Below are 1341 nucleotides of genomic sequence, written 5' to 3' on the forward strand. Positions count from 1 at the left end.
GCGCAGCGCGCGGCTTCGCCGAACGCCCCGCGCTGCGCCTCCTCGGCACCCTGCCGCGCCACCCCAACCGGCTCGCCGGGCTCTGGTTCAGTCCCGCCGGCCGGACGCTGGCCTCCAGCGAGGCGGACACCGGGCTGCTGCGGCTGTGGGACGTCGCGTCCCAGGAGCCGCTCGGCGAGCCGCTGACCTCCGCCCATGTGGCGTTCCTCTCGGTGGCGTTCGGCCCCGACGGCACCTGGTTCGCGACCGGCGGCGGGGATCGGGCGGAGTTCTGGCGCATGCCGTCGCCGCGCCCGGACGGCGAGGCTCTCGGCGCGCCGGACCACGCGGTGGACGCGTTCGAGGCCGTCGTGTTGAGCCCGGACGGGACGACGCTGGCCACCGGCGGCCCGGCCCTGACATACGGCCAGGACATCGCCGAGGTGCGGCTGTGGGACGTGGCCTCGCGCACGCAGCTGGGGCGGACGCTGACCGGCCACGGCGGGGGCGTCGAGAAGCTGGCCTTCGGGCCCGAGGGGGCGACGCTCGCGGTGGGCGGCTCGGTCGAGGGCGACGGCGTCGTGCGGGTGTGGGACGTGGCGTCGCGGGCGCCGGTGTCGGAGCCGCTGACCGGGCACCAGGGCGGCGTCGGCGAGATGGCGTTCAGCCCGGACGGGGCCACGCTCGCGGTGAGCGCGTATGTGGGCGAAGGTGTCGTGCGGTTCTGGGACCCCGCGACGGGCGTCCGGCGCGGCGAGCCGCTCACCGGCCACAGCGGCGGCGTGCGTTCGCTGGCGTACAGCGGGGACGGCACGGCCCTGGTCACGCTCGGCGCCCAGGTCGAGCGCGGTCTGCGCTTCTGGGATGCGGAAACGCATGAGGAACGATCGGAACCGGTCGCGATGGAGCAGTACTTCGATCAGTCCGCGTTCTCCGCCGATGGGCTGACGCTGGCGACCCACGAGGACGAGGTCATACGGCTCTGGGCGATCGAGTAGGCGCGTCGTCGCGTCGTTGCATCATCGAGTCATCGAGTCATCGCGCAGGAATCGAGTAGGAGCGGACGAACGGTGGCACCGGACACGGAGCAGGGCGGACCCGGCGGGACCGAGGGAGACGGCGACGAGCTCCAGCGGCAGCGCGATCAACTGCTGGCGGAACGCGACCGGTTGCGTCGCCAGCTGAACGAGAAGCAGCCCTCCCGGCGGCGCCTCCTGATCGGCGCGGGCGCCGCCCTGGCGGTGGCCGCCGTCGCCGTCCCCACCGGCATCGCGCTCCTCGGTGACGACGGAGGCGGTGGCGGTGGCGGCGGTGGCGGCGCCGAAGGCCCCCGCGACGGGCGCCGGCGCCGTTGTCCCGCGG

General features: G+C 75.1%; 1 protein-coding gene and 1 pseudogene. Both read left to right on the plus strand.

Translation table 11 applies throughout. The annotated features are described in order from the left end of the window. The coding region (locus ADY01_RS35740) for a WD40 repeat domain-containing protein (protein WP_049581065.1) at nucleotides 1-977 on the plus strand (977 nt) is incomplete at its 5' end. Between the two features lie 72 nt (nucleotides 978-1049). After that, nucleotides 1050-1341: pseudogene (locus ADY01_RS35745) on the plus strand (hypothetical protein); the annotation flags it as partial.

The organism is Streptomyces sp. SBT349, assembly GCF_001083795.1.
In the GTDB taxonomy this organism is placed as follows: Bacteria; Actinomycetota; Actinomycetes; order Streptomycetales; family Streptomycetaceae; genus Streptomyces.